The organism is Longicatena caecimuris (assembly GCF_004341945.1).
GTDB classification, from domain to species: domain Bacteria; phylum Bacillota_I; class Bacilli_A; order Erysipelotrichales; family Erysipelotrichaceae; genus Longicatena; species Longicatena caecimuris.
This window is the reverse complement of sequence record NZ_SMBP01000010.1, coordinates 95,481-106,470: the sequence shown is the minus strand read 5'-3', so window position 1 is coordinate 106,470 and position 10,990 is coordinate 95,481. Positions and strand designations below refer to the sequence as shown.

The window sequence follows — 10,990 nt, the reverse complement described above, 5'->3', positions numbered from 1 at the left end:
TTCCATAGTTAAATTATACCAAAAAAATACGCCATTCTCTTATGAGTTTGACGTATTTTTATTTGTGAGGCTATTTCTTATTCGTTACAGCCTCTTTGTATATATTCTTTAATGTAATGGCATAAAAAGGTTTACTTCATCGTTTGTAAAACGTGAGAAAGGAGACGCTTTATGAGTAAGAATATTAAAAAATTGCTATTAGGTTTTTGTTCTTTTCTATTATTAGCAGATGTCTGTGCGATGACTCATTTTACAAAAGTTGATGTACTTTATGCCAGTGAGACAGAAGATGTTAGCACCACGACCTCTATGATCTATCAATGGAGTTGGCCAAAGGATGTAAATATCGTTAAAACGGAAAAGCAAGATTGGGAATTGCCTGTGTCAGGGGCAAGTCAAAAGAATCCGATATCACACCGTCAGTTACTGACGTTGCTGCCTTCTGAAATTCTTGTACATGAGAATGGTGGACAAAAACCACTTAAAATAGCATGGGATGTAACCGAGATACCAGAACCTATCTGGACAGGAAACTATGTTATTTCAGCGACGATTGTTGATCCAACGTATCATTTATCAGAAGAAGCCGCAGAATTGTCCTGTACTGTTTGTTTTCAAGAAACCGACATCGCGTTGCAATCGCTGGCAGATCATACGATTAAGGGAATTAGCCCATCAAGTACAAAAATTGATCTGTTTGATTATTGGATAACGAATGAAAATGATCCCGATAATATATTTAAAGAGGAATATCGTTTATATGGCATCAATGGCTTTAAAGGTGTAGATGTTGGTGTTCGTCATGGATTGCTATTTGGAATCGGCTCGAATTATGGTTGGGCAAATACAACGGATAGTTCCTCTACCCCGAAACAAGGAATTGTTGAAAATGTCTTATATAAAAATGGGAATACCAATAAGGATGGATACCCTAGATTAAAAAGTTCTAGCTTAAGTGGTGACAAGGATAGCACAAATAGTAATATTTTTGTACAAGACTTTGATATACTTGATTATTTATTTGACCCTGCCAATCTAAATAATAATATTTTTACAGGTGGAAAAAAATCATATGAAAATGTGAAAGGATTATTGCAAATCGATAAAGATGGTTATTACTCATACAATAGTGATGAAAACTTTGCCGAGCTTAATAAACAACAAAAAACCTTTACGTTATATGATACGCCAGCTATGAAAGAGAATAAAGGCTTATCTGGTGGGCAATTTTTTCCACTCAATAGTGCATCGGATATGTTTCAAGAAACGAATGGGAAACTATCTTCAAAAATCTTATCTGAAGTAGATGCAAAACTAAATCATTATTTTGGGCTTACCATGACGACATCCTTTGTGCAACAAAAAGGAGGTACAAACAGAGGGAAACCTGTGACATATAGCTTTATGGGAGATGATGATGTATGGGTGTTTATCGATGGTGTACTTGTTGGGGATGTTGGTGGCTGTCATGCGGCAACGAATTTAGATATTAATTTCCAAACAGGTGAGGTTAGAGTCTATGGAAATATAGGTACCAATTTTGATAAAAGAACAACAATCAAAGCAGCTTTTGAAGCAGCAGGAAAAGCAACCACTACCGGCTTTAGTGGCAATACATTTGCGGATGATACCATACATACTTTGAAATTTTTCTATTTAGAAAGAGGACATGCACAAGCAAATTTACGTTTACGATATAATTTAATACCTAAAACAGAAACTTCTCTTATAAAAACGGACGAAAATGGCAAAGCGTTAGAAAATGCTACTTTCTCCTTGTATCAAGCAGATGCTTCCTATCAGACATTAAATGAAGTCAGCAAAATTATTACAGATAAAAATGGATATGCGGCATTTATGGATGATGAAGGCAATCCATTCACATTAGAAAGCTTAAAAAACATTAGCAATTACTTTGTCTTAAAAGAGTCAGGAACGCCGCAAGGATATCGCCAAACGAAGGATATACAATTGCAATTCGTAAAAGCCGGCAGTAACTATGCATTAAAGGTGAACAATCAATGGAATAGTGGTGCATTTGCAAGAACAAACATAGCTCCTACTTTTAATTTGAAGACGATAAAGAAGAAAGATGGCAGTTCCTTGAATTATGATAGTACGTATATAACATTATCTTCCGGTATCATATTTGCTGTCGTTATGAAAAACGATAATGGTGTGTGGAAACCGGTGTATGGAAACGATGCGGATGGATGGAAAGTAGCAAAAGATGGTAGTTTTACTTCCTTAAAAACAGCTATCCGTAAAAATCCTAATGTGCTAGTTGAAAAAGGAATGACAGGGGAAAATAGAAAAAATATTCCGCTGCCGGGAAATATCAATGCGTATGATTTTGCCGGTGGTTCCGATTTTAAAATTGCATATTATTATAGTATGGAAAGTAGTGTTGATGAAATAAATTATACATATGAAATAGATGAATTAGATGTGGCGACCGGTTATTCTTATACATATGGAGCTACACTCCAGATTACTGATGTTGCGGATACCCTACTTGTTCAAAAACTTGATGCTGCTCAAGAGCCATTGACGGGAGCAGAATTTGCGATGTATGAAGAAAGTGGTCTAAACGTTAAGGAAGATGGAACCTATACGATCAATAGTGGAGCGAAAGTTTTGCAAACAGTCACCACGAAAAATCTTACAGAAGCATTGGATGGTGTGACATTACGCGGAGGTGCGAAGTTTGCCGTTTCTGCGGGAACATATTATATCATCGAAACCAAAGCACCGGCTGGCTATGTGAAAAATGATCTCGTCGTGAAGGTGGTTGTCGATACGAATGGAGTATCGGTAAATGCGAATAGAGAAAACGATGGGATCTATGTGAAAAAAGGTATCGATTCTTTGTATAGCAGCATGCTGCAATATGCCGATGCAGATGGTATCGATGCTACTTTGCATGGTCTAAAGATGCAATTAGAAACAACCGATAATTTAGATGGCACATGGAACAAACAACCCGATAGTACGCATTTGCAATATACAGCAACTGGTTATGATAGCATCACAGGAAAAGCGTATCTAGGAACAGATGTGGGATGGAGCCGTTTAAATCTGCAGCAATGTTTGGAACATGACAGCGCCTCGGTAAATGCAAACAAACAAAAATTAAATAGCACAAATGTTGCAGGTTCATTTAAAGATCAGACAATTGTGCAGGTTACCAATCAGAAAGTATCTTCACTTGAAATTAAAAAACAAGTGGATGGCGAAGCGACGTCAAGTGCCTTTACATTTAAGATCAAACTCACAGAGCCTAAAGCACAAAGCTATACAGCTGAAATTTATAATGCTTCTGGAAATCTAATTCAGACAATGACAATCGACAAAGAAGCAACTTTCTCTTTAAAGGATAAAGAAACATTGCGAATACCTACTATGAACTATCAGACAAGCTATGAGATTGCCGAAATCAATATTCCTGCTTCTTATGACGTATCAGTGCAAGTAAATCAAGGCGAAGTTAAAAAACAGACGTCAATCAACGGAACGATTGCGTATGGGGAAAATTTAGTTGTTTTTACAAATACGGTTCATAGTAAAGCAGACTTTCGGTTTATAAAAACGACAAATAAGCAAGTGCCATTAGCAGGAGCAGGTTTTGTACTTTATGAATTGAATTGCACAGAGGATACACATGATCATGCGAATGAAAAGATATCGGTTGATCAATATGGACAGCTAAAAGATACTACCGAAAAATGCTGGAAGAAGTTTGCTGATACAAATTCGGTTGCCGCAACGGGAGAAGTGCTATTTCATGACTTAAACACGCAAATGGAATATCGTTTGATAGAGTATAAAGCTCCTAGCGGCTATTTACAACCGGATGGGCAATGGAAATTATCCTATGATACACAAACAAAGAAATTTATCGTGAACGGAATTGTTGGTTCAGTGACAGGTACTCCTGCCTTTGAAAAAATAAATATGTCTTCAGCAGACTATCGTTTGCCGAATTATCAGCCTAATGATTTGCCTTCCACAGGGCATGGCGGAAATACAATCGCTTATGTAATAGGAGGTATTCTTCTAATGCTTGGAGGTTTTGGGATGTACCGTTATCGAACCAGAAGGGAGGGAGGCTAAAAACATATTTATGTTTTAGATCATACAAATTATTCAGAAAGGAAAGGTAAGGAATGATGAAAACGAAATTTACAAAAATGATGGCAATATTTGTTATGTTACTCATGATTGTGCCAATTGGCTACGGTAATGTAAAAGCTGCTATTACGCCATCTTCAACTGCTATGATTACTGTTTCAGGTATAAAAGGTGATACGAATGTTGAATTATATAAGGTTATCGGTGTGGATGTAGATAGTACAACCAATACACCAAAGAATCCTATGTATTTATGGCATCCGGATGTTATGGAATGGGTAAAAGCATATGATAATGCCCATGGTACAAATTACATAGCGAAAACTGGTGATATCCATAATGCTGTAACAGATGAATTTAACGGTTCTATGGATACTGCAAAACAGGATGAATTCTGGCAGACCATGGCAAAAGATATTAGAAATGGTACTTTAGATTTAGGGGTAACCGCATCGCAAAAATCAGATGGTAGTGTAGCATTTCCGAATTCTAACATGGGGGGATATCTTGTGTTAGCTACACCAGAGCCATCCGCACCGGGAAAATATTCTTCTCGTATTTATAAGCCAACTACAGCGATTTTAACCCCAACGTTTGACAATGGAGTTTGGAATCTGAAAAACACTACCGTATCTTTAAAGTCTTCAGATGGTACGATTGCTAAAACAATTGATGATGAGACAGTGGAAGTGGGGCAGAAGCTTACGTATACGATCAGTGCCACGATCCCTGCTTATGCACCAGATGTTGAAAACAGATATGTCAATGTTGGCGATAAATTTCCAGAAGGTTTGACATATAACAAGGATGTAAAAGTATATGCCGATGAAGCTTGCACAACGCAGCTTACAACAGGGTTTACAAAATATGAAACGCCAACTGCAGATGCAACTTTCTCAGTACGTTTTAATGATGCTTTCGTAGCTGCCCATGGTGGAGAAATGGTATATTTGAGATATACGGGAACAGTGAATAAGAATGTTGAATATGCGTTGATTAATACCGCCTTTGTGAATGGTCCTTTCAATTATGGAGGCAGTACTCAGGTCGTAGCACGCTCTTATGGCTTTATCTTACATAAGGTCGGAGAAAATAATGCGAATCTGCAAGGTGCAGAATTTGAAGTAAAGAAAAAGAATGGAAGCGAGGCATTAGCCTTTATCAAAATGGCAGATGGTGAATACCGTTTAGCAGAAGCTTCTGAAACAGGAAAAACAACAGTATTAACAACTGGGGCTTCCGGTACGCTGCAGGTGGAAGGAATCGCAACAGGTGAATTTATCTTAAAAGAAACAAAGGCACCAAATGGCGGCTATGTGCTTCCTAATGGTGAAATCACGCTTACGTTGATTGACAGTGAACCAAACGGTATGTTGGATGCTGGCTCTGGTGTTACTAAGACCGGTTCTATCCAATTAGGTGAAGAAGTGAAAATCAATGATATTATTTTAGAATTTACGGTCATAAATGGAAAAGGCTTTGATTTGCCAGTGACAGGTGGTATGGGCACCATGTTGTTTACCATCTTAGGATTGGGATTAATGATTGGGGCGGCTACGCTTGTGATCACGATGCGAAAAAAAGAAAGTAACCTTCATTAAGCTTTTTAAGGTTTTATCTGAATGAAGAGAAAAAGATGGAACCGTGTTTATTTCCTGGCACCTGTAATATTGTTTATTACAGGTGCTGCCATTTTTCTATATCCCGCTATTAGCAATTACATCGCAGAAAAAAAGCAATGGAATGTTATACAGACCTATGATGCGAAGATGAATACTGCAAGTAAAGAGGAAATAGAAAAAGAATGGGAAAAAGCTAAGATATATAATGAGAATTTAATAGGACAACCCGTACATGATCCCTTTGTTTTAGGGAGCGGTTTTGTCTTACCGAACAATTATGAAGATGTTTTGCGGCTTAGCGAAGATGGTGTCATGTGTTATCTTCGTATACCAAAATTGAATGTTCATATGCCGATTTATCATGGAACGGCAGAAAAGGTATTGCGTAAGGGAGGCGGCCATCTGGAAATGACATCTCTTCCGATTGGAGGAAAAGGGAACCATGCGATGATATGCGCTCATCGAGGCTTACCTAGTGCCGAATTATTCTCACGCTTGGATGAATTGAAAAAACATGATCTGTTTTATATCCATGTACTGGATCAGGTGCATGCATATGAAGTTGATGATATTCAAATAATCAAACCTGAGGATATGAAGTACATTCATTTTGAGAGTAAAAAAGATCTGATCACATTAATGACTTGTACGCCCTATGGCGTAAATACACATCGCTTATTGGTAAGGGGAAGGCGTATTGCGTATAAAAATGAGCAAGAAAAGGAAATTAGGATAGAAAATAATTGGAAATTGGAATATGTGATCGTATTTGTCGGTGGTATTGCTTTCTTCGCATTAAAAAAAGGATATCGGGCATATGAAAAAAAGAAACATTAGCTATTTAATAGCTTTTTTAGCCATCTTGCTATGTATCGGCGGCTTTGCTTTGTTGTTATATCCTGATATGAAACATCTATCTTTTCGCATGGAAACTAGACAATGTCTGGATAGCTTTGAAGCGAATAAAAAGCTTATTACGAAAAATATGTATTTGAAAGTAGAACGTTATAATAAGCAAATTTATGAAGAAAAACAGATTGGACTGAAGGATGCTTGGAGTTATGAGGAAAACATCTTTTCGAAAGAGATGGCAAGCCTTCCTATGAATGTATTTGGCTATCTTGAAATACCACGCATGAAGATTAAGCTGCCTTTGTACATCGGTGCCAGCAAAGAGCATCTCGCCAAAGGCGCTGCAATCCTGTCGCAAACGAGTATGCCGATAGGTGGCGAAAATACAAATAGCGTTATTGCTGCACATCGGGGTGGATATGCTGGAGCATCTATGTTTCGCGATATAGAAAAATTAAAGATCAATGATGATATTCATATCACCAATCCTTGGCGTACATTAACGTATACGGTAAGGAAAATTGTTGTCATCTTACCCAAAGATATTGATGCGGTAAAGATTGTAGATTCTAGCGATATGGTGACGCTTATCACCTGTCATCCTTATCCGAACAATACCCAGCGTTATGTCGTGTACTGTGAAAGAAAAGGGGAGCATAAAGGAACTATTAAACAACGTAGTGAGGTATATGAAACAAGTCAAGAATGGATTCAAAAAGAACAGATTTTTCATACGATGAGTATGTTAGGTGGTTTTGTAATCTTCTTATTGTTATGTGCTAAACGAAAAGGATGTATTTCAATAAAAAAGCATAGAACGAAGGAGAGTAGAGGAGGTAAGAGATGGTAAGAAAATGGAAACGAATACTTTTTGCTATGTTATTGCTTTTTTCTTTTTCTACTATGGATCATATCGCTTTTGCGAAAAGTGAGGAACCAACCACTAAGAACATGGCAACAGATGGACAGAAACATGCGATAGTAAAGCAAAAGGATGGAGAAGATGATACAGATAAAAACGTGGCTGTTGCTGAACCACGAGGTGTTTCCTCCTTTGTACGTATTCGAGAGATTTATTATCCTTCCTGGTTAGGCAATTGGAGTACGGTCATGGGAACCATTGACGGGAAACTTGCATATTGTCTGGAGGCAAGTAAAAATACACCTCCTAATGGTAATTATGAGACGACGGTAGTGAATAATGATAATCTCTTAAAAGTTTTATATTATGCCTATGGGGGTGCGGGACAATCCGTATTCCTTACGGAAACGGAAGATATTGCTTATCTTTACACCCATATTTTGGCATCCTATGCTTATAGTGGTGACTTGTATGGGGGACATGGATTTGATTGGTGGGATCAGCATGGTATTGGATTAAGAGGCGTATATAATCTAATTACTAGCTATCCATCACCAAATATCTTGCAGTTTAACAATGATACCTTACAAGCTACTTATGATCCAAACAATAAAATACAAAGAACCAATACGATTACGCTGCAAGCGGTAAGCAAAGTTGCTGTATATATTCCATTAGAAGATGGGGTAACACTTCATAACACAACAACAGGGCAAACACAGACGGGTGGAACCGGAACGGTATATGGTGGACAGAGTTTTTATTTAGAGACTAAGCGCATAGATTTAGAAAATAAACAGTATAAGAATCTGAAGGGCGAAAATTTATACCGATATGCACCACTTGCTTTTTCGCCTGGTGGAAATAATCAGACCGAAGGAACGATTACGGTTACGGATTTTGTATCGCTAAATCTAAATGTAAATTGGATAAAGCCTTATGAAACATGGGATTTAAAAAAGATTGATGATACAGGGAAACCAATAGCAAATGCGACCTATTCATTGTATGTCGCAGATAGTTCCTATGCGATTCAGCAGGATACACCTGTATTTACAGGCATCACCGATACAAAAGGTAACATTAGCGTAGATCCTAACGTGAATACCGATCTAACCTTAGCCGCTTTACGTGCCAAAAGTAAGTATTATGTATTAAAAGAAGAACAGGCTCCTGCTGGTTATCAAAAAGCAGCGGATGTACATCTAGCACTTATCGGTGATACAGATCATCCATATTTTATTGTGAAGAACCAATGGGAAAGTGGTGCTATCACACAAGTGAAACAAAAGATCCGTTTTAACAAGAACAGCGAAATTGATAATAACAAGGCGCAATACCCGAATGTGGCTGCTTTTATTGAAGATACGGATACAGGAAGGTTGCTCTATCAAACAACATCAAAAACATGGAAAAGTACCAGTACACAGGGCGAAAGTAAGTACGCAGAGGCATATCAGGCTAATCCAATAGTATTATCCTTAGGTGCAGATAATACGTATGAGGCAATCATGGATTTGCCATATAATTACACTAGCACGAATATGGTATGGGAAGTCATGCCAACACCACCTCCTCTTCCACGATATGATACTTACATACGACTTTGTGATCATGCGGGCAATTGTTTGAATGGCTTTTCCAAATTGCCAGATGAGGTATGCTATTCCTCTACTATTGTCTTAACAAACAAAAGAAACCAATTCAGTGTTGAAAAAGTTAATGTGGATGGCAAAGCATTAGCCGATGCCCAATTCACGCTTTATGACCAAGACAATATTAAGAATGAAAATGGTACGATCACAATTGTTAAGGATATCCCTTATGAGCAGCAAACAACAGATGCAAAGGGACAGGCCTGCTTTGGAGCGCAAAATCAGCCTTTGTTAAGTGGAAGAACATATTATTTAAAGGAGACGAAAGCTCCGCTAGGCTATGATTTGAATGAAGAAATCGTTGAAATCAAGGTAACGGATCAAGGCGTGTTTGCGAATGCAAAAAAACAAGATGATGGAATTCTTGTGAAAAAGCATATAAAAAATGTCATCGCAAGCTTTCTACCTTATGCGCAAGCAGATGATATCGATACGACACTTCAAGATATGAAAATGCAATTATCAACCGCAGATACATTTACGGGTACGTATATAAAACAACCGCAAACCACGAATTTGAAATATCACGCTAGCAATACTGATGGGATTTATGATGTAGAGAGTGGTCCATCCTTTTTACAAACGGATAGCGGTTGGGGAAAACTTCAGGTAGAACAACGTTATAGCGGCACAGATACTATGTACAAATTTAACTTGAATGGTAAAAATGTAGCAGGTCTTTTTATGGAACAAACCGTTATACAAGTAATGGATCAAAAAGCGACATCTTTAGAAATTGAAAAACAGGTAATCGGTGATAATCTAAATGAGACGTTTAAGTTTACAGTCATGTTCCAAGATGCCGTTTCAAAGAAATATAGCGCTACAATATATAATGCCGATGGTTCTAAGCAAAAAGATATCACCACTTCTTATGGTATTTTAAATGCCGAATTAAAGCATAAAGAAAAGCTGGTCTTTCCTTCGATTGATGTTAATGAGAAATATTTTATTCAGGAAACACTGGATTCAGAACAAAGTAATAACTATAACGTATCCATAAAGGTGAATGATGAAACGATATATTATGATAATAAAATCAATGGTGTAATTGAAAAGGGCGAAAATCATGTGGTATTTATGAATACGATAAATAAGACAGCTGATTTTACCTTTACCAAAACGACAATGAATGATGTCCCCTTAGCAAATGCAAGTTTTGGCATTTATGAATTGAACTGTACAAGTACTTCTCATGATCATACAAATGAGCAATTAAAGGTCGATAACAATGGTAATTTGATTTCCTCATCTGCTTGCTGGAAGGCTAAGAAACGTGTGATTTCAGCAGGCGATGGAAATGTGACATTTTCGGAACTCTCCATAGATAAAGAATATCGGTTGATGGAATACAAAGCACCGAGTGGATACTTATTGCCGGATGGATCGTGGAAGTTATGCTATGATGCACAAGAAAAAGAATTTAAAGTAACGGGAATCGTGGGGAATGTTACGGGTACTCCAGCCTTTAAGAAAGAATCTTCCACAGCATCTTATCGTTTGCCCAATTATCAACAGCAGACCATACCAGATACCGGATTTACAGGAACAAACCATTATCTTCTTTGGGGCGGTATGTTAATGCTACTAGGATTTGGGTGGAGACAATGGCAAAGGGAAAGAAAGCATCTGTAAGTATAGAAAAAACAAAACACATCATCTATATTTGGTGAATGAAAGGGGCATTCACCTTGGGGTGATGTGGTATCTTGAAGGTTTTCGGTAAATAGGGAAAATAGGATAAAAAAACGAGTTTTTTTATGTTTTATGCTTTTGGCTATTTGATTTATAGGAAAAACCATAAAAACTGATGTTATTTTATGTGAAACTTAAGGGACATTTCAAAATCCCTTTTTTTTTCACATAAT

5 protein-coding genes are annotated in these 10,990 nt (G+C 37.4%); all 5 read left to right on the top strand.

The annotated features are described in order from the left end of the window. Nucleotides 1-171 precede the first annotated feature (171 nt). Genes EDD61_RS07565 through EDD61_RS07545 form a run of 5 tightly spaced genes read left to right on the top strand, consistent with a single transcriptional unit; the run spans nt 172 to nt 10,757 of the window. Nucleotides 172-4,113 carry a SpaA isopeptide-forming pilin-related protein gene (locus EDD61_RS07565; RefSeq protein ID WP_132224869.1) on the top strand — a complete coding sequence of 1,314 codons (3,942 nt, stop codon included), beginning with the start codon at nt 172-174 and terminating at the stop codon, nt 4,111-4,113. A gap of 53 nt (nt 4,114-4,166) precedes the next feature. Then, nucleotides 4,167-5,732: a SpaH/EbpB family LPXTG-anchored major pilin gene (locus tag EDD61_RS07560; RefSeq protein ID WP_132224867.1), complete on the top strand. Its 1,566-nt coding sequence runs from the start codon at nt 4,167-4,169 to the stop codon at nt 5,730-5,732. A gap of 21 nt (nt 5,733-5,753) precedes the next feature. Further along, nucleotides 5,754-6,590, top strand: a complete 837-nt coding sequence (locus tag EDD61_RS07555; protein ID WP_117548144.1) for a class C sortase — start codon at nt 5,754-5,756, stop codon at nt 6,588-6,590. Next, nucleotides 6,571-7,455: a class C sortase gene (locus EDD61_RS07550; RefSeq protein ID WP_132224865.1), complete on the top strand. Its 885-nt coding sequence runs from the start codon at nt 6,571-6,573 to the stop codon at nt 7,453-7,455. Before EDD61_RS07555 ends, EDD61_RS07550 begins: the two co-directional genes overlap by 20 nt. Continuing rightward, complete coding sequence (locus EDD61_RS07545) at nt 7,449-10,757, top strand: thioester domain-containing protein (protein WP_132224863.1); 3,309 nt, start codon at nt 7,449-7,451, stop codon at nt 10,755-10,757. Before EDD61_RS07550 ends, EDD61_RS07545 begins: the two co-directional genes overlap by 7 nt. The last annotated feature ends 233 nt before the right edge of the window (nt 10,758-10,990 follow it).

What these genes read in the sequence shown, in the direction of transcription:
- EDD61_RS07560 (WP_132224867.1), top strand. Translation starts at nt 4,167, where the DNA reads ATGATGAAAACGAAATTTACAAAAATGATGGCAATATTTGTTATGTTA.
- EDD61_RS07550 (WP_132224865.1), top strand. Translation starts at nt 6,571, where the DNA reads ATGAAAAAAAGAAACATTAGCTATTTAATAGCTTTTTTAGCCATCTTG.
- EDD61_RS07555 (WP_117548144.1), top strand. Translation starts at nt 5,754, where the DNA reads ATGAAGAGAAAAAGATGGAACCGTGTTTATTTCCTGGCACCTGTAATA.
- EDD61_RS07565 (WP_132224869.1), top strand. Translation starts at nt 172, where the DNA reads ATGAGTAAGAATATTAAAAAATTGCTATTAGGTTTTTGTTCTTTTCTA.
- EDD61_RS07545 (WP_132224863.1), top strand. Translation starts at nt 7,449, where the DNA reads ATGGTAAGAAAATGGAAACGAATACTTTTTGCTATGTTATTGCTTTTT.